The sequence below is a fragment of the Paeniglutamicibacter sp. ORCA_105 genome (assembly GCF_045798545.1).
GTDB classification, from domain to species: domain Bacteria; phylum Actinomycetota; class Actinomycetes; order Actinomycetales; family Micrococcaceae; genus Paeniglutamicibacter; species Paeniglutamicibacter sulfureus.
This window is the reverse complement of the sequence record NZ_JBIXLM010000015.1, coordinates 68,036-91,880: the sequence shown is the minus strand read 5'-3', so window position 1 is coordinate 91,880 and position 23,845 is coordinate 68,036. Positions and strand designations below refer to the sequence as shown.

The window sequence follows — 23,845 nt, the reverse complement described above, 5'->3', positions numbered from 1 at the left end:
CCGCCGTAGGCGAAGGTCGGCTTCCAGCTGTCATGCGGGCTGTTCCAGCCCGGGTTATGCATCTCTCCCGCGCAAAACAAGCGGTAGATGATGACCGAATGCATCATTCGGCAGTCCGGAGATCTGGCTGCTTGACGGGCGACACCCCGCGGCGATGATGCCCAAAGCCTGGTCCGCGGAGACCAAAACGGCGGTGAACCTGATGGCCAAGCGCTTCCGGACCGGTCCGCCAGCCCCGCCGACGCCCGGCCCGGCCGAGACCTGCGAGGCTTCGGTGAAATCGTTGCATCTTCGCTAGCCGTGGCGACCTTCGCCGGTCCCCGGTCCGGTCCGCACCAGCCGGACCGGGTCGCTACGCCATGCCCAAGAAGTACCGGCTCATGGCTTTCCAATGAGTTGTAGCAAAAACCCCGAGAAGTGCTGGTGTAAATGATAGGGACGCCCCCGCCGGAACGGGGTGCTTGGCAAGCGCTGGATCTACGACGGGACCGGACACCCTGTGTGGCAGGCGCAGGTTCGCGCGCTGCTGGCCGGTTAGGTCCAGGCACAGCACCAGAACGAGTCGCACAGTCTCGAGCCGCTGGTCGGCGTGGATCGCGCCGCCGTCGGTGGTTCCGGCGCGGGTACCGGAAGCGGCGCGATCACCATGATCCGCCGCCCCGTGGCCGGGGGTCGCGGGCCCTTCGGGCGCCGCGGCGTGGGTCAGCCCACCATGGACCGAAGCCGGTGCATCGGTGCGCGGTACTGTCATCGAATTCTCCTAGACGGAAGGCTCTCTGGCCCCGGGCCGGGCGGGGCCGGGCAGGGCCCTGCGGGCGGGCCACTCGAAGCCGGTGGCGGTGGCCGGGCGTACTAGACTAGGGGGGAAACCCCATCCGCCCACCTAGGGAGATACATGTCTGCCATCAGCCGTGAGGACGTTGCGCATTTGGCGCAGCTGGCCCACATCGAGATGAGCGATGCCGAGCTGGACAAAATGACCGGCGAACTCGGTGTCATTGTCGATTCAATCGCGTCGGTCTCAGAGGCCGCCTCGGCCGATATCCCGGCCACCACGCACCCCATTGCCCTGTCGAACGTGTTCCGCGAGGACGTCGTGGGAACGACGCTCACCGCCGAGGAAGCGCTGATGAACGCACCGGACTCCGTCGACACCCGCTTCAAGGTGCCGGCCATTTTGGATGGAGAGTAATTCATGAACGAGATCATCCATCTTTCCGCCACCGAACTCGCGGCCAAGCTGCGCAATGGCGAAGTCACCTCCGTACAGGCCGTGCAGGCGCACCTGGACCGCATCGCCGAGGTTGACGGCGGGGAACGCGGAATCAACGCCTTCCTGCACGTGAACACCGAAGAAGCACTGGCCGTTGCCGCCGAGGTCGACGCCATCCGCGCCGCCGGCGGAGCCGACGCGCAGGCGCTGCACCCGTTCGCAGGCGTGCCGATCGCCATCAAGGACCTCATCGTCACCAAGGGCCAGCCGACCACCGCGGCATCGAAGATGCTCGACGGCTGGATGAGCCCGTACGACGCGACCGTGATCCAGAAGGTCCGTGCCGCAAAGCTGCCGATGCTGGGCAAGACCAACCTGGACGAGTTCGCGATGGGTTCCTCCACCGAGCACTCCGCCTACGGCCCGACCCGCAACCCGTGGGACCTGGACCGCATCCCGGGTGGCTCCGGCGGCGGCTCGGCCGCGGCGGTTGCCGCCTTCGAGGCACCGCTGGCACTGGGCACCGACACCGGCGGCTCGATCCGCCAGCCGGGTGCCGTCACCGGCACCGTCGGCGTGAAGCCGACCTACGGTGGGGTCTCGCGCTACGGCGCCATTGCCATGGCCTCCTCGTTGGACCAGATCGGCCCGGTCACCCGCACCGTGCTGGACTCGGCCTACCTGCACGAGTTGATCGGCGGGCACGACCCGGCCGACTCCACTTCGCTGAACGAGCCGGTTCCGGCCCTCGTTGAGGCCGCCGAGCTCGGCGCCTCCGGCGACATGACCGGCGTGCGCGTCGGCGTCATCAAGGAACTGCAGGGCGAAGGCTACGAAGCCGGCGTCCAGGCACGCTTCGACGAGTCGCTCGAGGCGCTGCGCGCCGCGGGTGCCGAAATCGTCGAGGTCTCCTGCCCGAACTTCAAGTACGCACTCGGTGCCTACTACCTGATCATGCCCTCGGAGGTCTCCTCCAACCTGGCCAAGTTCGACGGCGTGCGCTTCGGCACCCGCGTGCTTCCCACGGAGGGTCCGCTGACCATTGAACGCGTCATGGGTGCCACCCGCGCCGCGGGCTTCGGCGACGAGGTCAAGCGCCGCATCATCCTGGGCACCTACGCGCTGAGCGCCGGGTACTACGACGCCTACTACGGCTCGGCGCAGAAGGTCCGCACGCTGATCCAGCGCGACTTCGACGCTGCGTTCGCGCAGGCCGACGTGCTGATCTCCCCGACGTCCCCGACCGTCGCCTTCGAGATCGGTTCCAAGACCGATGACCCGCTGGCCATGTACCTCAACGACGTTGCCACCATTCCGGCGAACATGGCCGGGATCCCGGGCATCACCGTTCCGGGCGGGCTGTCCGAGGGCCTGCCGGTCGGGATCCAGTTCCTGGCCCCGGCCCGCGAAGACGCCCGTCTGTACCGTGCCGGTGCGGCACTTGAAAAACTGCTGGAAGACAAGTGGGGTGGCCGGTTGATCGACCAGGCCCCCGAGCTGTCCGCCGCCACCACTGGAGGGGTTGCCTAACTATGGCTTCATACACCGATGAACTGGTCGACTTCGACGTCGCACTGGAGAAATACGACCCGGTATTGGGCTTCGAGGTCCACGTCGAGCTGAACACCAAGACCAAGATGTTCTCCTCGGCACCGAACGTGTTTGGCGATACGCCCAACACCAACGTGACCCCGGTCTGCCTGGGCCTGCCCGGCGTGCTGCCGGTGGTCAACAAGACCGCGGTGGAATACGCGATCATGATCGGCCTGGCGCTGAACTGCAAGATTGCCGAGACCTGCGGATTTGCCCGGAAGAACTACTTCTACCCGGACACCCCGAAGAACTTCCAGACCTCGCAGTACGACGACCCGATCGCCTACGACGGCTGGCTGGACATCGAGCTTGAGGACGGCGAGGTCTTCCGCGTGGAGATCGAGCGCGCGCACATGGAAGAGGACGCCGGAAAGCTCACCCACATGGGCGGGGCCACCGGTCGCATCCAGGGTGCGGACTACTCGCTGGTCGACTACAACCGTTCCGGTGTCCCGCTGGTCGAAATCGTCACCAAGACCATCGAGGGTGCCGGCAAGCGCGCCCCCGAGTTGGCCAAGGCCTACGTCGCGGCGATCCGCGAGATCGTCAAGGCGCTGGATGTCTCCGACGCGAAGATGGAGCGCGGCAACGTGCGTTGCGACGCCAACGTCTCCCTCATGCTCAAGGGCGCCGAGAAGTTCGGCACCCGCACCGAGACCAAGAACGTGAACTCGTTGCGCGCTGTGGAGCACGCGGTGCGCTTCGAGATCGAGCGCCACGCAGCGGTGCTGAACTCCGGTGCAGCCATCGTGCAGGAAACCCGACACTGGCACGAGGACACCCGCACGACGACCTCGGGCCGCCCGAAGTCCGACGCGGATGACTACCGCTACTTCCCGGAGCCGGACCTGGTTCCGGTCGTCACCACTCCCGAGTGGATCGAGGAGCTGCGCGCCCGCCTGCCCGAGCCGCCGGCCGAGCGCCGCAAGCGCCTGCAGGCCGACTGGGGCTACTCGGATGCCGAGTTCCGCGACGTCGTCAATGCAGGTGTCACCGAGGCGATCGAGGAAACCATTGCCGCGGGCACGAGCGCCGCGGTGGCACGCAAGTGGTGGATGGGCGAGATCGCCCGCCTGGCCAAGAACGCCGATGTCGAGATCCTGGATCTGGGCGTCGAACCGGCCACCATCGTCGAACTGAACTCGCTGATCGAGGGAAAGAAGATCAACGACAAGATCGCCCGCCAGGTGCTCGAGTTCGTGGTCGCCGGCGAGGGTACCCCGACCGAGGTCGTCGAGAAGCGCTCGCTGGCCGTGGTGAACGACGATTCGGCACTGGGTGCTGCAGTTGATGCCGCCATGGAAGCCATGCCGGATGTCGTTGCCAAGGTCAAGGGCGGCAAGCTCCAGGCCATCGGCGCCCTCATGGGCCCGGTCATGAAGGCCACCCGCGGACAGGCCGACGCCGGCCGCGTGCGCGAAATCGTGCTTGAAAAGCTGGGCATCGAGGGCTAGTTCCCCGCTTTACGGCATCGAGCCCCGGATCCCCGCTTCGCGTGGGGGACCGGGGCTCGACTGCGTTGGGGGGCGGACTGGTTCATGCTTCGCACACCTGTCGACCACGAAGCGGGGAGCGCCCGCCCGGGCGCTTCCGTGTTTGGCAAGCCAGGAAAACTAGAACAACGTCGGGTTGCTGTTGAACTGCCGCCAGAAGATGTTGCGTCTGGGCTTTTGCTCGGGATCCATAAATTTGGGCAGGATGACGGAAAAGAGCCCGTCGGTGTCCCGAACGACGTCGATCAGCCCGGTGTGCTTGGCATGGTGGTGCCCGGAACAGAATGGCCGCCCGTCATTGATCTTGGTTGTTCCGCCCTTGGCCCATTCGTCGTCATGGTCGATCTCGCAATGCTCAGGGGGCACAGTGCAACCGGGGAAGATGCAGCCGCCGTAGATGCCGAGGATCGCCACGCGCATGTAGTCGGTGAAGAGTCTTTGCTCGCGGCCGAGGTCCAGGATCTGGGATTTCCCGCCCATGGTGATGGGGATGGCTCCGGCGTTACACAGCTGTTGCCGCAACTCCGCCGGCGTGAACCGTTGACCGTGTGCCGTGAGTCCCGATTGTTCCGCCTTTCCCTCAAGTTCGGCCAGCGTGGTGATGATGAAGAGTTCAGGTGAGGGAAGCCCCGCGGTCTTGGTGCCCTTGGTTGGTCTGCCATTGGTCTTGATCAGGTTCATCAGGCCCTGGAGATGTCGCTGCGGCGGGGTGAAGCCGTCGGCGCCATAGCCGGTGTTGTTCATGGCTTCGAGGATGTCCGCCTCCGTCGGCAGTGGACCCAGGGTGAGTTTGCTGGCTTCGGTGGGGTCGGTCAGCGGGAGGCCGGTCGCGGGATCGACCAGAAAGTCGGGGAAGTCCGGCAGCGAGGGGGCGGTGCCGGTTTGCGTGCCGTTCCCGGCGTCCACGACGACGGCTTCGGGTGTTTCGGCGGAAGCACCGGAAACTTTGGAGCCGTTAGAGCCACCGGTGCCGCTGGAAGCACCGACGGCCTGCTGGGCAAGTGCGTCGCGGTCCCCGGTCTTGGTCCGCGGGTTGTCCAATTGGGCGAACAGCGCGAGCAGGAGCTCGGCGTCTGCCGCCCGGACCCGCAACAGAAACTCGGCGATCCCGGCGTTGGTGCCGCGGTAGAAAGCGCCGAGCTTGGTGCGCAGCACTTCCTCGGAGGGTTCCTTGACGCCGTGATCGAGCGCGACCTGGATGGCGTTGAACAGCTTGTTGGTGGTGCGGGGATCTTGTTCCCGCACGGATTCGGCGACCTGGGCTTCCAACCGGGCGGCCAGTTCGTCGGAGTTCGGGTATTGCTTGATCTCCGGCTGCATCCGCTCAAGCTTCTTGGCGGCATCGGCAAGCTGGTGGGGCGAGGCCTTGCCGTCCGCGAGTGCTTCGGCCAGCAACGGGAATTGCGGCGGCTGCTCGATGCCGTGGACATCGGTGCGCGGGAAGAGCCGGGCGGCGGCGCGTACGCGATCGCGGGCCTCGACGAAGCCGATGCGGAACGTGTACTGCAGGAACTCGGTGGTGTCCTTGAAAGTGGGCCGTCCCTTCGGCGGGGTGGCGGGCGCTTCGGGCAGGTCAATGGTTCCGTCGATGTAGGCGGGCGGGTCCGCGAGGCACCGGTTGATCCCCACCAAAGTGTCTTCGGGCAGCTCGCGGACCAGGGTACGCTGGGCCAAATCGGTGGCAGAGAGCTGGGCGAAGCCGGTGCTGCGGTGGGTTCGTTCGACCACCTGTACGAAGTAGGCAGCGTCTGCGGGCGAGCTGGTGTGCTTGGCGATGCGCGGGGCCAGTTCCTCGAGGGCCAGCGCCAGGGCGGTGTAGGCGCGCAGCTCATCGTCCGGGGTCGCTGGGTACCTCGGATCCTCGCGGTCTCCCGCGAGCAGGGCGATGGCCGCTGCTGTGGTCATGGGTCAAGCATGCGCCGCTGAATGCCGCTGCGGGGCTCGATACGCGGGCATGTGGATAACTGTTGCAGGAGGGACAGCAGCACATGAATGGGGATATGCGGCCAATCCAGGAACCCCGAATATTCAACAGGGCAACGAGGACGGGAGATACACAGGGGTCCTGGCCACGGCGCCCCTGCCGTCCTTGCCGTGATAGGCGCGGCAAATGCCGATGCCGCGGTCGGAGAGGCGGTTGCGGATCTGCCGAATTGAATCCGGGGTGAATCCTTCCCATTGCATATGCATCAGCACGGTGTCACCGCGCTTGGCAGCACCGGCCCGGGCGACGGTGGTCTGCTTCGAGCGCACCATCCAGTCCAGGGTGTCGTGGGTCCACGTCCAGATCTTCATGTCCGCCCGGGCATAGGCACATCGCACGTTCGAATTGATCGCACCGTAGGGAGGCCGGCCGTAGTTGGTGCGGACGCCGGTGCCGCGGAGCTCGCGGGCACCCTTCGTGCAGCTGAGCCTGCGCAGGTCGACGTGGTTTGCCGAGTGGTTGATGACCCATTGCCCCTTGGAACGGGCCAGGGCTGCAAGATCCACGCCGTAGCGGCGCTTGAAGGAGACGAGGCAATCGCCCGTGGGTGCCAGCACCAGGCCGATGTTCGACTTGCCGGCGTAGTTGATCACGGACTTGAACGAGGACAAGGTGCGTGGGCAGTCGTCGTAGGTCAAGACCACGCGCGAGGTCTTGTTGGGCCCGCGGTTTTGGTGGGCGAGCGGAATGGATGGCAGCTTGGTTCCGGATTTGACGGGTTTCCTGGCGGCAAGATATTGGCCGCTGGCCCAGCCGGTGCGCGACTTGTAGGTGACCTTGTACCAGCCGTTGGAGGCACGGGCATGGACCTTGACGCTCGTCCCCTTCGGGATGGTGATGATGATCCGCGTCCGGGTACTGCTGCCCGTGCGAAGATTCAGGTTGGCCTGGGTAGTCAGCAGCGCGGGCAGCTTCGCCGTCGCCACCTTCACGGCGCCCGGGACGGCGGCCAACGTGGCAGCTGGCTGCGCGATCGTCACCGCGGATGCCTGGTGGACCGTCGGCGGAGCGGCGCCGGCTCCGGAAGCCACGATTGCTGCAGCAAGGATCCCACAAGCCGCACCGCAAATTGTCCTGAACATGCCCGTCAGCTTAACCATGAAGCTTCCCCCAATATCGACCGGCCCCAACCGATCCCCTAACGGGATATTCTCCTCCCCCCGCTGCCACCGGGACAAGGGGTTTGGGAACGCGGGATCTCACGCCCCGCTGTCGATGACCCCGTGGGTTCCGCGGCCACGACGCCGGCCACTGTCCGGAGGAGCAGCCGTCCCTTGACATGCAAGCAGTGACTTGCCTTAATGGTGAATGTGGAAGAGCTGCTGAAGGCGCTGGCGGACCCGACCAGGGCCGCGATCCTGGACGAGCTGGTGGATCGCACCGGCCAGACGCTCTTTGAAATCTGCAACCGTTTGGCCTCCCGTCACGGCATCAATCCCAGCAGACAGGCGATTTCGCAACACCTGCAGGTGCTCGAGGCGGCGGGGCTGGTCCACAGCGAGCGGTCGGGCCGGTACAAATTCCACTACGCTGACACCTCGCCGTTGCGCCGGATCGCTGTGCGCTGGCCGCCCGCCGGGCCAGAGGCGGCCCGCCCGGGGAATGCGCAGTCCGAGCGGAAACCGGCCGCGCCGGCCCCCGGCACGGAATCCGGCACCTTCACCGCCACACCAACCACGGGTACGGGCGCACCGCGCGCCGGCGCTTCGTCGTCGAAAGGAAATACATCGTGAGAATCAACCTTGCCAGCGTGCTTGTCAGCGACCAGGCCAAGGCGCTGGAGTTCTATACGACCAAGCTGGGATTCGTGAAAAAGAACGACGTGCCGATGGGTGAGTTCTCGTGGCTGACGGTCGTCTCGCCCGAGGCACCCGACGGGGTGGAGCTGGTGCTTGAGCCGGCCAACCACCCGGCCGTGGGACCGTTCCGCGATGCGCTGGTGGCCGACGGGATCCCGTTCACATCCTTCGCCGTCGCCGATGTGCAGGCGGAATACGAACGGCTGGTGGGCCTGGGCGTGGAATTCACCCAGCCACCGACCGCCATGGGGCCCGTCACCACGGCGGTGTTCGATGACACCTGCGGGAACCTGATCCAGATTGCGGCGATGAACGAGGACGCATGAGCCCCATCGGCTCCACGCCTCGGCCCGCGGCGGACGTAGGCGTCGATCCGGAGATGGTCGGTACCTTGGTGCGCGCGCAATTCCCGGAGCTGGCCCACCTGGAGCCGGGTTTCGCCGATGACGGCTGGGACAACGCCATCTACCGGCTGGGGCCCGACCTTGCCGTGCGCCTGCCTCGCCGGGCGGCTGCCCATGGGTTGCTGCTGAACGAGATGCGCTGGCTGCCGTTCTTGGCTCCCCGGCTGCCGCTGCCCGTTCCGGTGCCGGTGAATCGCGGGAAGCCGGGGGAAGGCTACCCGTACCACTGGGTGATCGTGCCCTGGCTTGCCGGTTCCAGTGCGGCATCGGTGCCGGCGGCGGCGCGCGACGGCTATGCCGCGGCGCTGGCTGCGTTCTTCAGGGCATTGCATGTGCCTGCCCCGGCCGATGCCCCGCGGAACCCGGTGCGCGGGGTGCCGCTGCGCGAACGTGACCAGGCGGTGCGGTCGCGCCTTCAGGCAGTGGCCGCCCCGATGCGCGGGGCACTGCTGGCGCTCTGGGAGCAGGGTCTTGCCGAGATGGAACACGTCGGCCCGCGCCTGTGGCTGCACGGGGATCCGCATCCGCACAACATGCTCGTCCACGAGGAGGCGGGCGCCGGGGAACCGGCGGCCGGCACCGGGCACGAGCCGGCCGGGCTCAGCGCGGTGATCGACTTCGGCGACCTGACGGCGGGTGACCCGGCCGGCGACCTGGCTGTTGCGTGGTTGCACTTCACACCGTCGGGAATGGAGGAATTCCGGGAGCGGCTGGCCGGCCACGGCCTGTATTCTCCCGGCACATGGGTTCGCGCCCGGGCCTGGGCAGTGAACTACGCGGTGCTGATGGCCGGACTGCCGTCCGGTGATCCGTTGCATGCCGTTGGCACCCACGGCATAGAACACTTGCTGGGCCCGACGTGATCCCCTGCCTACCCGATATCCAGGGGATGTGTGGTCCCCGTGGCGTGGCTTCGTGGTGCACTGGAGCCCGGATGGTCAGTCGACGCTGAGCTCTGCCATGGCCTGGCCCATGGCGGCGGCCACCAGCTGCACGCTGCGCCGGTGCATGGATTCGGGCCGCGCCAGCAGGTCGATGCGCCGCCGGTTGGCGATGCCCTCCAGGGGACGGAGTACCACGGAGGTGCCCAGCGCGGATCCTGCGGTATATCGCGGGATGATGCCCAGCACGTCCCCGCAGGCCACCAGCGCCGCGACGGTGGCGTAGTCGTTGATGCGGTGGATGACCCGCGGTGCGTCCCCGGAGACAGCGCTGATGGCCTTGAGCACGTCGGCGGGGGAGTAGCCTTCGCGGCTGACCACCCAGCGCTCGCCGACGAGATCCGCAGGGCGCAGGGTCTCACGGGCCGCGAGCCGGTGGTGGGAGGGAAGAGCGATGTCCAGCGGTTCGTGTGCGAGTGCGGAGACGACCACCCGGTCCGCGGGCCAGGGCGGGGAGTAGTCCATCCGGTGGGCCAGCACCAGGTCGTAGCGTGCGGTCAGCGCCGGGAAGTCCTGCTGGGCGACATCCTCGTCGAAGAACTGCGGCACCGGGGCGCCGGGGGCCTCGAGCTTGGCCAGCAGCGGGCCGAAGAGTGCCTGTCCCACGGAGTGGAACCCGGCGACCGTCACCGGCGCGGCAGGGCTTTCCTGGAATTCGCCGATGGCGGCCCGCGCGGCCGCCAACGAGGAGACCACCGAGGCCCCGGCGGCTGCCAGCACCTCGCCGGCCTCGGTGAGCACCAGGTTCCGACCTTCCTTGCGGGTCAGCGGCACGTGGATGTTGCGCTGCAGCAGGGCCAGCTGCTGGGAGACGGCAGAGGGGGTGACATAGAGGGCGCTGGCCACGGCCTTGACCGAGCCAAGGTCGCCGAGTTCGCGCAGGATCTGCAACTGGTGGACTTCCATGTAGTCAATCCTAAATCGTTGATTGAGAAACCTGCGTATCTTCTAAGGTATCCACCACTGGCGCAAGATGCCAGACTGGAGTCGAATCGTCCATGAACGCGCTTGGATCGGCGCAAGTGAGGAAACATCGATGAAGGCACTGTACAAGTCCGGACCCCACGCCGGATTCGAGCTCGTTGACCGCCCCGAACCCTTCGCCGGCTTCCACGACGTGAAGATCCGCGTGATGACAGCCGGCATCTGCGGCACCGACCTGCACATCCAGGCCTACGACGACGCCGCCAAGGCCATGATCAAGGCACCGATGATCCCGGGACACGAGTTCTACGGCGAAGTCGTGGAGGTCGGGTCCGACGTCCACAACGTCCAGGTCGGGGACCGGGTCTCCGGCGAGGGCCACGTGGTCTGCGGGATGTGCCGAAACTGCCGTGCCGGCCGACGCCAGATGTGCATCAACACCGTCTCGGTGGGCGTGCAGCGCGACGGCGCCTTCGCCGAATACGTCGTCATTCCCGAAGCCAACGTCTGGGTGCACCGGGATCCCTCGATCACCCCTGAACTCGGGGCGATCTTCGACCCGTTCGGCAACGCCGTGCACACCGCACTGTCCTTCCCGCTGGTCGGAGAGGACGTGCTGATCACCGGCGCCGGCCCCATCGGGCTGATGGCCGTCGCCGTCGCCCGCCACGCAGGGGCCCGCAAGATCGCCATCACCGACGTGTCGCCCGAGCGCCTGGAACTGGCCCGCGGCATGGGCGTGGACCTGGCGATCGACGTGTCCAAGACCCGCATCAAGGACGCCCAGCGCGAGCTTGGGATGCTCGAGGGCTTCGACTTCGGCATGGAAATGTCCGGACACCCCACGGCCCTGCCTGAGATGATCGAGAACATGAACCACGGCGGGCACATCTCCATGCTGGGCCTGCCCTCCAGCTCCATCGACATCGACTGGGGCAAGGTCGTCACCCACATGCTCACGCTCAAGGGCATCTACGGCCGCGAGATGTTCGAGACCTGGTACGCCATGAGCGCCATGCTCACCTCCAACCCGGTGCTGCGTGAACGCATCTCCTCCGTGGTCACCGACTTCCTGCCGGCCACCGAATGGGAAGCCGGATTCGACGCAGCCCGCTCGGGCCACGGCGGCAAGGTCGTCCTGGACTGGACCGTCTTCTAAACTTCCCCAAGCCTCCTTCCCCCTTCGACGCGACTTCCAGGAGAAGCACATGTACACCACCATGAAAGACGAGCTGGCCTCAGAACTGGCGCAGCTGCGCACCGACGGCCTGTTCAAGTCCGAACGCCACATCGACTCGGCCCAGTCCGCCCGCATCGAAGCCGGCGAGCTCGGCGCCGCGGCCAAGAAGGTCGTGAACTTCTGCGCTAACAACTACCTGGGCCTGGCCGACGACGAGCGCATCATCCAAGCCGCCAAGGACGCCATGGATTCCCGCGGCTTCGGCATGGCCTCGGTCCGCTTCATCTGCGGCACCCAGGACCTGCACCTGGAACTCGAGGCCGAGGTCTCCAAGTTCCTGGGCACCGAGGACACCATCCTGTTCGGCAGCTGCTTCGACGCCAACGGGGGCGTCTTCGAATCGCTCTTCGGCGCTGGCGACGCCATCATCTCCGACGCGTTGAACCACGCCTCGATCATCGACGGCATCCGCCTGTCCAAGGCGGCCCGCTTCCGCTACGCGAACCAGGACATGGCGGACCTGGAAACCCAGCTGCAGGCAGCGGCCGCGATGAACGACGGAAAGGGCGCCCGGCGCACCATCATCGTCACCGACGGCGTCTTCTCCATGGACGGATACCTGGCACCGCTGGCAGAGATCTGCGATCTGGCGGACAAGTACGGCGCGCTGGTCATGGTCGATGACTCCCACGCGGTGGGCTTCATGGGCGCCACCGGCGCCGGCACCCCCGAGCACGCGGGTGTCTCTGACCGTGTGGACATCTACACCGGGACCTTCGGCAAGGCCCTGGGCGGCGCCTCGGGCGGATACGTCTCGGGCCGCGGGGAGATCGTGGCGATGCTGCGCCAGAAAGCACGTCCCTACCTGTTCTCCAACTCGCTGGCCCCGGCCATCGTCGCGGCAACCCTGAAGGCGCTCGAGCTCGTCGAGGGCTCGGCGGAGCTGCGCGAGAAGCTCTTCGCCAACGCCGCGCTCTTCCGCCGACGGATGACCGAGGAGGGCTTCGACCTCCTCGAGGGCGAGCACGCCATCATCCCGGTGATGTTCGGCGATGCCGTCAAGGCCGCCGAGGTTGCCGGGAAGATGCTGGAGCACGGTGTCTTCGTCACCGCCTTCAGCTTCCCGGTGGTGCCCAAGGGCGCCGCGCGCATCCGCGTGCAGCTCTCGGCCGCGCACTCGGCCGAGGACATCGAGGCCTGCGTGCAGGCCTTCGTCGCCAGCCGCTAAAGGTCAACCAAAAGATCGTCTGCACTTCCCCAGATTGGGGGAGTGCAGGCGATCCTGGGTTAAGCAGGCGCAAGCGAACCGCGAACACGATTTGATTGCCTAGCCTTTGCCGAGCGTCGATCCGGCCTTGGACTTGGCGAACTTGCTCGAAGAATCCGAGGCAAGTTTGGATCCGGCCTTGGAAAGCGCAGCCTTTGACGGCTTGGACGGTTTACCCATGTTTCACCGCCTTTCCGGGGATCCCTGCCACTGGTGCAGATATGGCACACCTTATGGGGTGGTGCCGACACTTTGCGGTTGAAAGCCCGGACCGATCAATTAGCCGATGGCGCGGTCAAACTGGATGTCGTCCAAGGAGACGTAATCCGGGGCCGTGAAGTGCACGGTGAAGCGGTGGGTTCCGCGCTCAAGGTAGCGCTGGTCCCATTCCTGGCGTTCGAAGTTCCGGTTATGCGTCGTGTTCTTGATGGCGACCGGTTCCTCCCGGGTGGATCCCCAGTCCAGCATGACAGTGCCGGCAGGTTCGACGTCGGAGGAAACGCGTCCTGAAACGGCGTAGAGGCCCGGTGTGGTGATGTCGACTTCGTAGGTCACCCATTCGCCGTCGCGGATGTACTGGAGGATGTTGGCGCCGTCGAGGTTGCAGGCGTCGACGGTCTCGGTCGGGCGCAGGGTCCGCTCGAGGCACTTGTTCTCGTCGGTTTCGCCGTGGTTTTCGGCTCCGCTGAGGAAGTCCTCGGCCTGGACGCGGACGGTGTTGGTACCGGGCTGCCGGTCCCAGAGTTCGAGGGAACCGCCATCGCGCCAGTAGTCGAGGGTTTCCACGTTGTCCGTCTGGATCATGGTGGCCCCGTAATTGGTGACGAGGTTGTCCCAGCCGAGCGCGGGATCCTGACGGAGTGCGGCTTCGTCAGTGTTCCCCGCTGCCAGCGAGTTCCACATGGAGTTGACCCACACGCGGCTCTGGCCGGCCAGCTTTTCCAGGTAATCGGGCTGGGCCTGGGCATCGGAGACGGAATCGAATACAACCTCCACCGCCACGGGCTGCCGGCCTTCGAAGGCGAAGGCTTGCCTGGCGGTGGCGTCGTTCACGATGTGCATGTACTGGATCCGGCTGTCGCGGGCCATGAATTCCTCGGCGGCGTCGACAGTGGGGCTGCCCTTGAAGATGCCGTGGTCCACGGTCCGCGTAGCCTTGAGGACCGGCAGGATCTGTTCGCGGTAGTCCCAGCCCTTGTCCAGATTCACCATTGCCCGGTTCTTCACCACGGCCATGGCCTCCTCGAGCGTCGGGACAGAGTGGTTGGTGACGGTGGCCTTCTTGCTGCCCAAGCCCTCGCGCAGGTGCAACTGCTTGATCTCGGCCAGGGTCATTTCCTCCACGCGGCCCTTGCCGTCCGTGGTGCGGTCCACTGTGGTGTCATGCATCAGGACTGGCACGCCGTCGCTGGTCAGGCGTACGTCGATCTCCACGATCTCTGCCCCGTCCTGGATGGCCAGGTCGATGGCTGCGAGGGAATTCTCGGGGGCTTCGCGCCACTGGCCGCGGTGGGCGGCCACCAGCAGCTTGGCGGACGGCGAATGGTTCGCCAGCTCGTTCTTGATTTGCTGGAAGGACAGGTTGGTGTCCGAACCCGCGCCGGGGGAGGGCGCGGCAAGAGCCGGTGCGGTGAGGCCCAGCCCGAGAGGCGCCAGCAAGAGGCAGGCGGTTGCGGTCAGTGTGCGGTGGTTCATCGGAATCGCTCCTACTAAGGTGCGGAGCGGAGAAAAGTCGTTCCCAGCCTAACCGCAGGTGACGGAAGCAATAGTCCTTTCGGTGACCTGTTCATTTCCGGTTCACCCGATATTGGTCACCCGGTTGAACGCCGCCTGCACACTTGCTGATGAACGCGCGTTCATCCGGATGCATCCCACAAATTAAGACGGTGCGGGGAAAAGTCTGCTCACGTATGATCGCGCGTTCATCCCGACTGTGGAACATCCATCGAGCCCAAGAAGACGGAGCTACCCCATGAATGTCCGACCATTCACCAAACAACGCATCCTCACCACGGCGTCCGCCCTGGTCGCCGGATCGATCCTGCTGACCGCCTGCGCGCCGGGGTCCGACTCGGCCTCGGCCGGGGGAAGCAGCGAGACCCTGGTGGTCTACAGCAACTCCGTCTCCGACGGGCGAGGCGACTGGCTGACGGCCCAGGCCGCCGAAGCCGGATTCGACCTGGAGCTGGTCGACCTTGGCGGCGGCGACGTGATGAACCGACTCAGTGCCGAGAAGAACAACCCGATTGCGGATGTGACCTTCGGTATGAACAACGTGTACTTCGAGAAGCTCAAGGCCCAAGATGTGCTCGAGCCCTACACCCCGGCCTGGTCAGGCGAGGTCGACGCGGCGATGGGCGACGAAGAAGGCAAGACGTTCTGGCCGATCGTCCGCGAGCCGATCATGCTGGTGGTCAACGATGCCGCGTACAAGCCCGCCGACGCCCCCAAGGACTGGACCGACCTCTGGACCAAGGACGAGTTCAAGGGACGCTACGAGGTGCCTCTGGCTTCCACCGGGGCGACCACGCAGATGGTGTACTCCGGCATCCTGGCCCGCTACGCCGATCCAAACGGCGAGCTGGGCATCAGCCAGGAGGGCTGGGACCAGATGGCCGCCTACTTCGAGCACGGCAACACCGCGGTCAAGGGCGAGGACCTGTACGCACGGATGAAGGCAGGAACCGTGGATGCCGGCCAGATGTGGCTCGCCGGCAAGAACAGCCGCGAGGCCGAGTACGGGGTCAAGACCACGGCCGTCCAGCCCGAGATCGGCGTGCCGTTCTCCGTCCAGCACGTGGCGATGGTCAAGGGCACCGATCAGGCCGCGGCCGCTCAGGACTTCATTGACTGGTTCGGCAGCGCCAAGGTGCAGGCCGACTGGTCCAACGAGTTCTTCACCGCGCCGACCAACACCAAGGCCGTCGCGGACGCCGACCAGCAGGCCATCGCGCAAACCGACGCCTTCACCCCGCAGGACATCGACTGGGCGCTGGTGGCCGAAAACATCGACGCCTGGGTCGAAAAGATCGAACTCGAGTACCGGAAGTAGGAATTCCCCGCTCTCGCGGAGCCCGGGGGAAACCTGGGAACCCCGAGAACAGGACCATTGCCATGATCAATTATGAGAACATCGACGTCGTCTTCGACGACTTTCAAGCGCTCCCCGGCTTCAACCTGAGAATCGAGGAAGGCGAGTTCTTCACCCTGCTCGGCCCCTCCGGTTGCGGCAAGTCCACCGCCCTGCGCACGCTGGCCGGGTTCATCGATCCCACCGCGGGTGATGTCCACATCGACGGCAAGCGAGTCACCCACCTGCCCAGCCAGCGCCGCCAGATCGGCATGGTCTTCCAGAACTATGCGCTGTTCCCCACGATGACGGTCCGCGAGAACATCGGCTTCGGCCTGAAGGTTTCCGGAGTCTCCAAGGCCGAGACCATGCGGCGCGTGGACGAGATCGCTGCGGCGGTGGAACTGGACGGCAAACAATTAGGCAAGGGCGTGACGGAGCTGTCCGGCGGCCAACAGCAGCGCGTCGCCATCGCCCGCGCCCTGGTGCTGCGCCCCAAGATCCTGCTGCTGGACGAGCCCCTGTCCAACCTGGATGCCAAGCTGCGCCACCAGCTGCGGGGCCAGCTCAAGGAATTGCAGGAGCAGTTCGGCATCACCACCGTCTACGTCACCCACGACCAGGACGAGGCGCTGACCATGAGCACGCGGATCGCCGTGATGAACAAGGGCCGGATCGAGCAGGTGGGGACCCCGCAGGAGGTCTACATGCGTTCGGCGACGGAGTTCGTCTGCAACTTCATCGGCGACGTCAACCGGCTTGCCGCCGGAACCGTTACCTCCCTCGCGGAGAACGCACGCGTCAGTGCAGGAACGGGCGCGCTTGATGCCCGCTCGCCGTCGTACCTCCGCGTCGAGAAGGTGGGGCTGCACACCCCGGACGACGTCTCGTGTGGGAACGGCAGGCGGCTCATGCTGCCGGGCACCGTGCTCTCGCGCCAGTACCACGGGGTCTACAGCAGCTACCGGGTCCAGCTGGCAGGACGTGACCAGGGAGTGGTCAAGGGCATGCTCCAGGAGAGCGGGCACCCCGGCTTCGCGGCGGGCGACCCGGTTCTCGTGGGCATCGATCCGGCGGACGTGCTGCAGTATGCGCCTGCAGGCACCGCAACGGAACAGGCAAAAGCGGAGCAAGCGTCCTTGCTCGCGGAGGCTTCCCGATGAGCACCTCGGTGCGCAAGATGTTGCGCTCGCCGCTGTTCATCGTGGTGGCAGTCGTGCTGCTGTGGTTCTCGGCCGCCTTCCTGGTGTGGCCCAACCTGCGGCTGTTGGGCGAGGTCTTCGTGCCCGGCGGCCAACCGAGCTTCCGCGCCTTCGAACGGCTGGGTTCCTCGCAACGGGCCATGGACTCGCTGCGCAACAGCTTCCTGCTGGCCGTGGTGCTTTCGGTGACGGTCAACCTGGTGGGCGTCTTCATCGTGCTGGCGACCCGCTACTTCGACATCAGGGGCGCCCGCTTCCTCTACCTGGGCTATGCGACGACGCTCATCTACGGCGGCATCGTCCAGGTGGCCGGCTACAAAATCATCTACGGAGAGCACGGCTTCGTGACCAACCTTTTGGCCGGCGCATTCCCCCAGATGGATCGGGCCTGGTTCACCGGCATGGCCGCCGTGGTGTTCGTGATGACGGTGGCCGGAACCGGCAACCACCTGCTGTTCATGACCAATGCACTGGCGCGTGTTGACTTCCAAACCATCGAGGCGGCCAAGATGATGGGCGCCTCCACCTGGCGGGTGCTGCTCACCATCGTGCTGCCCACCATCCGCCCCATGCTCTACGCCATCACCATCCTGACTTTTTTGGGCGGGCTGGGTGCGTTGGCAGCGCCGCAGGTCCTGGGCGGCACCGAATTCCAGACCATCACCCCGATGATCCTCACTTTCGCCAACTCCCCGTCTTCGCGCGACCTGGCCGCCACGCTGGCCATCGTGCTCGGGGTCTCCACCATTCTCCTGCTGGGGATCCTGAACCGGATGGAGAAGGGCGGCACCTACTTCGCGGTGTCCAAGGCCCCGGCGGCGCTGAAGAAGCAGCGAATCGAGAATCGGTGGGCCAACACCGGGGTCCACGCCGCCGCCTACCTGCTGCTGGCCGTCTATGTGCTGCCTCCGTTGCTGATCGTGGTTTTCTCCTTCACCAGCGCCTCGGCGATCAGCTCCGGGACCCTGTCGTGGGAGAGCTTCACGCTGGCAAACTACGAGCTGGTGTTCACCGACTACGAGGCCTTCTGGCCGTTCCTGGTCTCCATCGGCTACGGCGCGTTCGCCTCGATCACCGTGGTGGCAGGAATGCTGTTCGTGGCGCGCCTGCTGCAGAAGTACCGCAACCGCGTGAGTGCCTGCATCGAGTTCGTGCTGCACATCCCGTGGATCCTGCCCTCGACGCTCATTGCCCTGGGGCTGATCATCGCCTACGACCACAGCAGCTGGATCATGGGCAACGTAGTGCTGACCGGGACGGTGGCGCTGCTGGGCATCACCTACGTGATCCTGAAGATCCCGTTCACCCTGCGCATGCTCAAGGCCGCTTTCACCGGCGTCCCCGACCAGCTCGAGGAGGCAGCGGCGATCCTCGGGGCAGGCCCGCTGACCACTTTCCGGCTGGTGCTGCTGCCCGTGGTGGCACCGACGGCGGCGGCCATCGCGGCGCTGAACTTCAACAGCCTGCTCGATGACTACGACACCGCCGTGTTCGTCTCCCACCCGCTCTACCAGCCGCTGGGCATCGTCATCAAGAACGCCACCGCGGAGGACACGCTTAACGACGGCACGGCACTGACCTTCGTCTACACCGTGCTGCTCATGCTGATCACCGCGACCACCATGTGGCTGGTCTACGGCCGGCCCTCGACCGGGAGCCACAGGAAAAGGGCGAAAGCCACGGCACCGGCGGACACCCCAACCCAAACCGCCGCGACAATAACCCCGAGGAACTGACATGTTTGGACAGAGCACCTACGCACGGATCAACGAGCCGCTCAACGCCGCCTTCGTACGGCGAAGCCCCCTGGTCGCGGTGCACCGTGGCACCGGGCTGGGCAGCATAGCGGAGAACACGGGGCCCGCCGTCGCCGCAGCCCTGGCCCAGGGGGCCGACATGGTGGAGATTGATGTCATCGAATCCACCGACGGGGACTTCTTCCTGTTCCACGACGGCTACGAAGCAATGCACTTCGGCATTGCCGAGAACATCCGCACGCTCTCCACGGACCGGATCCTGGAGCTGGGCTACAAATGGTGCTCGCACCCGGGGGAGCCCCTGCGGGTGGCCAAGCTGGAAGACGTGCTCCGCGCCCACCCGAAGACCCTGTTCAACGTGGACCGTTCCTGGGGTTCCTGGCCACGGCTGCTGCCGTACCTGGACCTATTGCCGGAACCGGGCCGTCTGCTGTTCAAGTCGCCCGTCGAAGCGGAGCTGCTGGACCTGCTCGCCGCGCACCCGGTGAAGTATCCGTACGCACCGATCGTCAGGTCCCACCAGGAGGTGCTCCAGGTGCTGGCGACCGAAGGCATCAACACCGTGGGCATGGAATTGATCGCCCCGGGACCTGAGCATGAGTTCGTCGAACCCGGATACATCCGGTGGCTGCACGGGCAGGGCCTGTTCGCCCTGCTCAACGCTATCAACCTGAGCAACCGGGTTCCGCTCTTCGCGGGCTTCGACGACGAGACCTCCGTGCTCGGAGCCCCGGACGAGGGCTGGGGCAAGCTGATCGGCCTGGGTGCCGACGTGATCCAGACCGACTGGCCCGGCTTGCTGGTTCCCTACCGCGACCGACGGCAGGCGGAGTCGGCCCGGAACGCCGGGGAAATGGCCATAAGATGAGGATTGGACCTAGTGAAGCAGGGGAAGGGGAGCGGAGCATGCCCGGAATACCGAGGGCACGGACGATGGAGGAATCCCGCTCCCGCGTGGTCGCGGAGGTGCGGCGCGAGGGCCTGAAAGTCCGGATGGAGGACGTTGCGCGGGCAGCCAACGTCTCTCGTGCGACCGTCTCCCGGGTGCTGGTGGGCAACCCGCCGGTTTCGCCGCAAACACGGGAACAGGTCTTCAAGGCCGTGCGCGAACTCGGCTATGTGCCCAATGCCATGGCGCAGGGACTCTCCAAGCGCAAGTCCGACCTGGTCGGCCTGCTGCTGCGGGACCCGCGGAATCCTGCGTACGGCCAATTGCACTCACTCGTGCAGGAAGCGGCGAGCAACCACGGGCTGGAGCTCATCACTGCAGTGCCGCACTGGAAGGTCGGGGTCGAGGACGAGCTCGCGGCACTGCGCCGCATGCTCGGCCTGCGCGTCGGCGGGCTGCTGGTCTCCACCGGCGTGATCAAGGCCGTCGACCTGGAACCGTTCCTGGACAGCGTGCCGGTGGTGTCGGTGGGCCGGATCGAGAACCATCCCCGGATCCACGGGATTTCCTACGACGAGGACGTCCATGGCGCGACGCTGGCCGACAAGGTCGCCGCCGCCGGACACCTGTCCGTCGCGGTGCTGATTCCATCCGCCCGGGTATCCACCGCGGAGAACCGCCGGGGCAGCTCCATGGCCGTCCATCTTGAAGGCCGCGGGATGATGGTCCACCGGGTCGAGACCGACGCCTTCGGCCAGCCGGAGGCCGGCATCGACCGCATCCTGGAACTGGCACGCGACGGCCGGGCCACTGCCGCCATGTTCCCGAACGACAACCGCGCGATGATCTTCCTGCGCGCCGCCCGTGCCGCCGGGCTGGATGTTCCGGGTGACATTTCGGTGACGGGTTGCGACGGCATCATCCCGGGTCTCGACCTGATCGGATTGACTACCCTGCGCATCCCGGTGGAGCGGGTCGCCGAACGCGGCGTCGAGATCCTGGAGAACCTCATGAGCAACCCGGGCGGCACCGAGGTCCGACACGAAAAGTTCGCCGGCGACTTCGTGCCCGGGACAACGCTGGGCCCGGCCGCGTAAACTGTCCGGCGCCATAAGCCAGGATGCCCGGCACCGGCCGCGCCGCTAGCCGACGATCGGCAGGGCGCGCGGCACGCTGGTCACGCGGACCACGGTATTGGCTTCGGCACTCCTGACTTCGCCGTCGATTTGGTACGGTATCGGCTTGAGCGTGGTGAACTCGTAATTGTCGGTGCTCGGCTGGTCTCCCAGCCCCTTCGTTGCGGCGCGTGCGGCGGTCAGCAGGACACGCCACTTGGGTTGGTGGGGCAGGAGGATCACCTCGAATTTCCCGTCGCGGGGCTGGTCATCGGCCTCGCTGAGCGTGGCGTACTTCGCCATCTCGGGGATGTTTGCGAAGACCAGGCTGTCCAGCTTCTGGTGTTGTCCGTTTGGATGGCGCATCCCGAATGGCTTGAACTTCGAGAACGTGCGGACCACGGTGACCATTTCCTTCAGCGCTCCCTTGCTGCCCTTTTCCAGGTCGATGGCCACCACCGGAGTGAGTCCGAAGCCGATGTAGGAGTGCGCGTATTCCCCGGGAAGATCACCGTCCTCTCCCGTGGTGATGTGCAGCAGATCGATCCTCCGCACGCGGCCTTCGGCAATGGCCTCCTCGAGGGGCTTGGTGCCGATGCTGGAGCGGTGGTCATTGGCATTGCCGGCGGCCATGACGGCACAAACGGCGTCCGGGTTGCCGCTTTGCATGACCCCGTTGACGACCTCGTTGTAGCCCCCGTCCCCGCTGACGGAAACGACCAGCACGTTGGCGTGGTTGGCGGCGGCCTCCCGGGCCAGCTCGACGGCATGGCCTGCATGTTCGGTGGGCTGCAGGATGATGCGCGCCCGGTAGGGGAGCAGGCCAACCAACCGGTCCCTCAGTTCTTCGGCCAATTTGGGGGCATTCCCCGTGCTGTTCGGGTTGAAAATAATCACGATTGACTCGAAGATGCGCGCGGTTTCCATGGTGTGTTCCCCCGGTAGGCAGTGAACGATGACAGTGTGATCCCCGTGACCGATTCCGACATCCTATCGGCCGGGAAACTGGTTGCGATACGAAAAAGACACCTGCACCGATGTACTCAGGGGGCAGATGCCTTTTCCGGCGTTGTATTCGCAAGGCCCAACGCTGCCATTTCGCTTAGCGAACCGAGTTGCGGCGCCCCGACAGGCCTTCGGCAACGCCGACCAGGAGCACCGCTGCAACGACGGCGACGATGAATCCGACGACGTTGAGCTCGAAGATGTCGCCGGTGCCCAGCAGGTTCGCGATGACCCCGCCGATGACCGAACCGGCAAGTCCAAGCAAGAGAGTGACAAGCAGGCTTAGGTTTTGCTTGCCCGGCTTGATGAGTCGAGCGAGGGCACCAATGGCTAGTCCCGCGACGATGAATCCGATCATTTTTCTGGCCCTATCTCTGGGTTGACTTGACGCTCGCTGGCGATTCCAACATTTAAAAGCCTATTGCATACCTTTTTGGCGTGCAGCCAATTGGCAGGGAGCCACGCGGTTTGTCCCGAAAGAGGGCCCAATGTCCCTTTTCACGGCGGCACGCTCCGTGGCCTGGGCCTTTCCACTGACGGCTGTGACCGCTTCGGAACGATATTGAACCGCCGATCGCCGGCGCATGACCGGGTCGTTGCGACAGTGTTGTCTCGGGATCCTCCCGCCTCGCGTCACGTTGGCCATCGACTCGGCTGGGAGGATGCACAAATCGGGACGGGGGAGATCTCCCGGTGGTAATGTCCATACGAACAAACGGTGTAGCAACTGAAAGGTGCTTCCTCCCATGAACAACACGAACCCGGAATTCCCGGCACAACCGGTGGACATGAACAGCTGGCGGCTGCCCGAGAATCAGCGGTGGGCCTTCCAGCACATGGCCGAGATCCTGCCCACGGCGAGCGTTTCCCGGGGGGAAGGTCCGGTGGCGCAGCTTCCGGAAGGGCATCGCGACCTGGATTCCGTCATCCTGCCGCCGGCCTTTGCCGGGGAAGTTCACATGAGCGTGGGCTCGGTCATGGCCACCACGGAGACCGATGGATGGATGCTGCTGCACCGCGGCCAGGTGCTCACCGAGCAGTACTTCGGAGGGATGGCCGCCGATACCGAGCATCTGCTGATGTCCGTGAGCAAGTCACTGGTCGGTGCGGTCGCCGGGGCGCTGTGTGACTCCGGAATCCTGGATCCTGAAGGGCAGCTGACCGACTACCTCCCCGAACTCGCCGAGACCGGGTATGCCGGGGCCACGGTGCGCCAGCTGCTGGACATGCGCTCCGGCATCGACTTCTCCGAGAACTACCTGGACCCTGCCGCAGGAATCCGAATCCTGGACCAAGCCATCGGCTGGGCGCCCGCCAAGGCGCCCGGGCCCAAGGGCATGTACCCGTACCTGCGGACCTTGGAACGAAAGACCGCCCATGGCGGCGTCTTCGAATACCGCTCCTGCGAAACGGACATGCTTGGCTGGATCTGCGAGGCCGTATCCGGCTTGCCGATGGGCACCTTGCTGTCGGACCTGGTGTGGGGCAAGCTCGGTGCCGAATCCGATGCGTCCATCGGCATAGACCAGTTCGGCACCGCGGTCTTTGACGGCGGGATCAACGCCACGCTGCGCGACATGGCCCGCTTCGGCTCGCTTTTCCTCAACGATGGCCTCTCCCTGACCGGTGAGCGCGTGCTCTCGTCCGAGTGGATCGAGCAGACCCTGGCCGGGGCGCCGGACTCCCGCGACGCTTTCGCCGACAGCCCTGTCGACAACCTCATGCCCGGCGGGATGTACCGGAACCAGATGTGGTTCCCCTACGAGGGCAACGACGTCGTCCTTTGCCTGGGCATCCACGGGCAGATGGTCTACATCAACCGCCCCGCCCAGGTGGTGGCGGTGAAGCTTTCCACCTGGCCGGTCCCGCAGGATCCCGCCAGGCTGTTCCCCACCTTGCGCGCCTTCGACGCCATCGCCGCGGCGCTTTTGGTGGAGGTCGAGACCGCCTCGGCGCCGGTGCCCTTGGAACAGGAGCTATCGAGCTAACACATCATTGGACCCTCGCCC

General features: G+C 65.7%; 21 protein-coding genes. 14 read left to right on the top strand and 7 right to left on the bottom strand.

Annotated elements, in window-relative coordinates; all coding sequences use genetic code 11:
- Positions 1–352: 352 nt before the first annotated feature.
- Positions 353–751, bottom strand: coding sequence for a hypothetical protein (locus ACIPUB_RS09670; protein ID WP_407607181.1), 399 nt, complete (start codon positions 749–751; stop codon positions 353–355).
- Positions 752–895: 144 nt separating this feature from the next.
- Here ACIPUB_RS09670 and gatC point away from each other — a divergent pair, with 144 nt between their 5' ends.
- From gatC to gatB, 3 genes are read left to right on the top strand one after another with little or no spacing between them, the layout of a single operon-like run.
- Positions 896–1,192 (top strand): Asp-tRNA(Asn)/Glu-tRNA(Gln) amidotransferase subunit GatC, encoded by a 297-nt coding sequence (gatC, locus tag ACIPUB_RS09665; protein ID WP_217389748.1) that lies wholly within the window; start codon positions 896–898, stop codon positions 1,190–1,192.
- 3 nt (positions 1,193–1,195) lie between these two features.
- A complete protein-coding gene (gatA, locus tag ACIPUB_RS09660) occupies positions 1,196–2,743 on the top strand; it encodes an Asp-tRNA(Asn)/Glu-tRNA(Gln) amidotransferase subunit GatA (protein WP_407607180.1) in 1,548 nt (515 codons plus the stop codon).
- Positions 2,744–2,745: 2 nt separating this feature from the next.
- A complete protein-coding gene (gene gatB / locus ACIPUB_RS09655; protein ID WP_407607179.1) occupies positions 2,746–4,260 on the top strand; it encodes an Asp-tRNA(Asn)/Glu-tRNA(Gln) amidotransferase subunit GatB in 1,515 nt (504 codons plus the stop codon).
- A 159-nt stretch (positions 4,261–4,419) separates the two neighbouring features.
- Here gatB and ACIPUB_RS09650 read toward each other — a convergent pair whose 3' ends face one another.
- Positions 4,420–6,204 (bottom strand): HNH endonuclease signature motif containing protein, encoded by a 1,785-nt coding sequence (locus tag ACIPUB_RS09650; RefSeq protein WP_407607178.1) that lies wholly within the window; start codon positions 6,202–6,204, stop codon positions 4,420–4,422.
- A 123-nt stretch (positions 6,205–6,327) separates the two neighbouring features.
- Entirely contained in the window at positions 6,328–7,383 is a 1,056-nt protein-coding gene (locus ACIPUB_RS09645; RefSeq protein WP_407607177.1) for an SH3 domain-containing protein, read from the bottom strand.
- A gap of 201 nt (positions 7,384–7,584) precedes the next feature.
- Here ACIPUB_RS09645 and ACIPUB_RS09640 point away from each other — a divergent pair, with 201 nt between their 5' ends.
- The 3 genes from ACIPUB_RS09640 to ACIPUB_RS09630 are packed head-to-tail and all read left to right on the top strand — an operon-like array spanning position 7,585 to position 9,349.
- A complete protein-coding gene (locus tag ACIPUB_RS09640) occupies positions 7,585–8,016 on the top strand; it encodes an ArsR/SmtB family transcription factor (RefSeq protein WP_407607176.1) in 432 nt (143 codons plus the stop codon).
- A complete protein-coding gene (locus ACIPUB_RS09635; protein WP_407607175.1) occupies positions 8,013–8,408 on the top strand; it encodes a VOC family protein in 396 nt (131 codons plus the stop codon). The genes ACIPUB_RS09640 and ACIPUB_RS09635 overlap by 4 nt, the downstream gene beginning before the upstream one ends.
- Positions 8,405–9,349: a phosphotransferase gene (locus ACIPUB_RS09630; RefSeq protein WP_407607174.1), complete on the top strand. Its 945-nt coding sequence runs from the start codon at positions 8,405–8,407 to the stop codon at positions 9,347–9,349. The genes ACIPUB_RS09635 and ACIPUB_RS09630 overlap by 4 nt, the downstream gene beginning before the upstream one ends.
- 75 nt (positions 9,350–9,424) lie before the next feature.
- On the opposite strand, the gene ACIPUB_RS09625 is transcribed toward ACIPUB_RS09630, so the two are convergent.
- Positions 9,425–10,333 (bottom strand): LysR family transcriptional regulator, encoded by a 909-nt coding sequence (locus ACIPUB_RS09625; protein ID WP_407607173.1) that lies wholly within the window; start codon positions 10,331–10,333, stop codon positions 9,425–9,427.
- Positions 10,334–10,463: 130 nt separating this feature from the next.
- On the opposite strand from ACIPUB_RS09625, the gene tdh reads away from it, so the two are divergent.
- Together tdh and ACIPUB_RS09615 are read left to right on the top strand one after the other, a co-directional pair.
- Entirely contained in the window at positions 10,464–11,510 is a 1,047-nt protein-coding gene (gene tdh / locus ACIPUB_RS09620) for an L-threonine 3-dehydrogenase (RefSeq protein WP_407607172.1), read from the top strand.
- 49 nt (positions 11,511–11,559) lie between these two features.
- On the top strand, positions 11,560–12,759 hold the full coding sequence (locus ACIPUB_RS09615) for a glycine C-acetyltransferase (RefSeq protein WP_407607171.1): 1,200 nt from the start codon (positions 11,560–11,562) through the stop codon (positions 12,757–12,759).
- Positions 12,760–13,077: 318 nt separating this feature from the next.
- Here the strand turns inward: ACIPUB_RS09615 and ACIPUB_RS09610 are convergent, their stop codons facing one another.
- Positions 13,078–14,493 carry a glycerophosphodiester phosphodiesterase family protein gene (locus tag ACIPUB_RS09610; protein ID WP_407607170.1) on the bottom strand — a complete coding sequence of 472 codons (1,416 nt, stop codon included), beginning with the start codon at positions 14,491–14,493 and terminating at the stop codon, positions 13,078–13,080.
- A gap of 277 nt (positions 14,494–14,770) precedes the next feature.
- Between ACIPUB_RS09610 and ACIPUB_RS09605 the strand changes: the two genes are divergently transcribed.
- From ACIPUB_RS09605 to ACIPUB_RS09585, 5 genes are all read left to right on the top strand, one after another.
- Positions 14,771–15,850: an extracellular solute-binding protein gene (locus ACIPUB_RS09605; RefSeq protein WP_407607169.1), complete on the top strand. Its 1,080-nt coding sequence runs from the start codon at positions 14,771–14,773 to the stop codon at positions 15,848–15,850.
- A gap of 62 nt (positions 15,851–15,912) precedes the next feature.
- Positions 15,913–17,031 (top strand): ABC transporter ATP-binding protein, encoded by a 1,119-nt coding sequence (locus tag ACIPUB_RS09600; protein WP_407607168.1) that lies wholly within the window; start codon positions 15,913–15,915, stop codon positions 17,029–17,031.
- Positions 17,028–18,806 (top strand): ABC transporter permease, encoded by a 1,779-nt coding sequence (locus tag ACIPUB_RS09595; protein ID WP_407607167.1) that lies wholly within the window; start codon positions 17,028–17,030, stop codon positions 18,804–18,806. Before ACIPUB_RS09600 ends, ACIPUB_RS09595 begins: the two co-directional genes overlap by 4 nt.
- Before the next feature lies 1 nt (position 18,807).
- Positions 18,808–19,695: a glycerophosphodiester phosphodiesterase family protein gene (locus ACIPUB_RS09590; RefSeq protein ID WP_407607166.1), complete on the top strand. Its 888-nt coding sequence runs from the start codon at positions 18,808–18,810 to the stop codon at positions 19,693–19,695.
- Between the two features lie 38 nt (positions 19,696–19,733).
- Positions 19,734–20,813, top strand: coding sequence for a LacI family DNA-binding transcriptional regulator (locus ACIPUB_RS09585; protein WP_407607165.1), 1,080 nt, complete (start codon positions 19,734–19,736; stop codon positions 20,811–20,813).
- Between the two features lie 45 nt (positions 20,814–20,858).
- Here the strand turns inward: ACIPUB_RS09585 and ACIPUB_RS09580 are convergent, their stop codons facing one another.
- Both ACIPUB_RS09580 and ACIPUB_RS09575 read right to left on the bottom strand, forming a co-directional pair.
- Entirely contained in the window at positions 20,859–21,758 is a 900-nt protein-coding gene (locus ACIPUB_RS09580; protein ID WP_407607164.1) for a diacylglycerol/lipid kinase family protein, read from the bottom strand.
- A 175-nt stretch (positions 21,759–21,933) separates the two neighbouring features.
- Entirely contained in the window at positions 21,934–22,194 is a 261-nt protein-coding gene (locus ACIPUB_RS09575; protein ID WP_407607163.1) for a GlsB/YeaQ/YmgE family stress response membrane protein, read from the bottom strand.
- A gap of 388 nt (positions 22,195–22,582) precedes the next feature.
- Between ACIPUB_RS09575 and ACIPUB_RS09570 the strand changes: the two genes are divergently transcribed.
- On the top strand, positions 22,583–23,824 hold the full coding sequence (locus ACIPUB_RS09570; protein ID WP_407607162.1) for a serine hydrolase domain-containing protein: 1,242 nt from the start codon (positions 22,583–22,585) through the stop codon (positions 23,822–23,824).
- The last annotated feature ends 21 nt before the right edge of the window (positions 23,825–23,845 follow it).

Bases quoted from the DNA above. Each gene is read 5' to 3' on its own strand.
- ACIPUB_RS09570 (WP_407607162.1), top strand. From the start codon at position 22,583: ATGAACAACACGAACCCGGAATTCCCGGCACAACCGGTGGACATGAAC.
- ACIPUB_RS09605 (WP_407607169.1), top strand. From the start codon at position 14,771: ATGAATGTCCGACCATTCACCAAACAACGCATCCTCACCACGGCGTCC.
- gatB (WP_407607179.1), top strand. From the start codon at position 2,746: ATGGCTTCATACACCGATGAACTGGTCGACTTCGACGTCGCACTGGAG.
- gatC (WP_217389748.1), top strand. From the start codon at position 896: ATGTCTGCCATCAGCCGTGAGGACGTTGCGCATTTGGCGCAGCTGGCC.
- ACIPUB_RS09625 (WP_407607173.1), bottom strand. From the start codon at position 10,333: ATGGAAGTCCACCAGTTGCAGATCCTGCGCGAACTCGGCGACCTTGGC.
- ACIPUB_RS09585 (WP_407607165.1), top strand. From the start codon at position 19,734: ATGCCCGGAATACCGAGGGCACGGACGATGGAGGAATCCCGCTCCCGC.
- ACIPUB_RS09645 (WP_407607177.1), bottom strand. From the start codon at position 7,383: ATGGTTAAGCTGACGGGCATGTTCAGGACAATTTGCGGTGCGGCTTGT.
- ACIPUB_RS09595 (WP_407607167.1), top strand. From the start codon at position 17,028: ATGAGCACCTCGGTGCGCAAGATGTTGCGCTCGCCGCTGTTCATCGTG.
- ACIPUB_RS09590 (WP_407607166.1), top strand. From the start codon at position 18,808: ATGTTTGGACAGAGCACCTACGCACGGATCAACGAGCCGCTCAACGCC.
- ACIPUB_RS09610 (WP_407607170.1), bottom strand. From the start codon at position 14,493: ATGAACCACCGCACACTGACCGCAACCGCCTGCCTCTTGCTGGCGCCT.
- ACIPUB_RS09640 (WP_407607176.1), top strand. From the start codon at position 7,585: ATGGTGAATGTGGAAGAGCTGCTGAAGGCGCTGGCGGACCCGACCAGG.
- ACIPUB_RS09600 (WP_407607168.1), top strand. From the start codon at position 15,913: ATGATCAATTATGAGAACATCGACGTCGTCTTCGACGACTTTCAAGCG.
- ACIPUB_RS09630 (WP_407607174.1), top strand. From the start codon at position 8,405: ATGAGCCCCATCGGCTCCACGCCTCGGCCCGCGGCGGACGTAGGCGTC.
- ACIPUB_RS09615 (WP_407607171.1), top strand. From the start codon at position 11,560: ATGTACACCACCATGAAAGACGAGCTGGCCTCAGAACTGGCGCAGCTG.
- ACIPUB_RS09650 (WP_407607178.1), bottom strand. From the start codon at position 6,204: ATGACCACAGCAGCGGCCATCGCCCTGCTCGCGGGAGACCGCGAGGAT.
- tdh (WP_407607172.1), top strand. From the start codon at position 10,464: ATGAAGGCACTGTACAAGTCCGGACCCCACGCCGGATTCGAGCTCGTT.
- ACIPUB_RS09670 (WP_407607181.1), bottom strand. From the start codon at position 751: ATGACAGTACCGCGCACCGATGCACCGGCTTCGGTCCATGGTGGGCTG.
- ACIPUB_RS09575 (WP_407607163.1), bottom strand. From the start codon at position 22,194: ATGATCGGATTCATCGTCGCGGGACTAGCCATTGGTGCCCTCGCTCGA.
- gatA (WP_407607180.1), top strand. From the start codon at position 1,196: ATGAACGAGATCATCCATCTTTCCGCCACCGAACTCGCGGCCAAGCTG.
- ACIPUB_RS09580 (WP_407607164.1), bottom strand. From the start codon at position 21,758: ATGGAAACCGCGCGCATCTTCGAGTCAATCGTGATTATTTTCAACCCG.